Here is a 278-nt window from a genome sequence, read left to right as displayed (position 1 = left end):
ACACTCCTCTTCATCAAATGATTCAGTTCAATCGTGTGGACGCGTTATGTATTCTGCTTGACATAGGGAGTAAAAACACCAGGGTTAAGGAGGCCATTATTAGTGCGTTGAGTACGAAAAACCTTAAAAAAGACGATGTTTTTGCTCTAAAAGATTCAGCGAAGCAAAACATTTTACACTTTGCGATGAAAAGTACCGCTGGGTTTTCTATGCTTTGCGAGGAGTTGGAAAAAGAGCCAGGGCTGTTTGCGCAATTAATTAAAGCCCAAGATGACGAA

Annotated in this window: 1 protein-coding gene; it reads left to right on the top strand. The window is 40.6% G+C overall.

The window, feature by feature from the left end; translation table 11 throughout:
- A partial coding sequence (locus tag Lfee_RS17250; protein WP_193786954.1) for a hypothetical protein occupies positions 1 to 278 on the top strand: 278 nt, incomplete at both ends.

This window comes from Legionella feeleii, assembly GCF_001467625.1.
In the GTDB taxonomy this organism is placed as follows: Bacteria; Pseudomonadota; Gammaproteobacteria; order Legionellales; family Legionellaceae; genus Tatlockia; species Tatlockia feeleii.
Note: the sequence above shows the minus strand (reverse complement) of the source record. Positions and strands in the feature narration are given on the sequence as shown.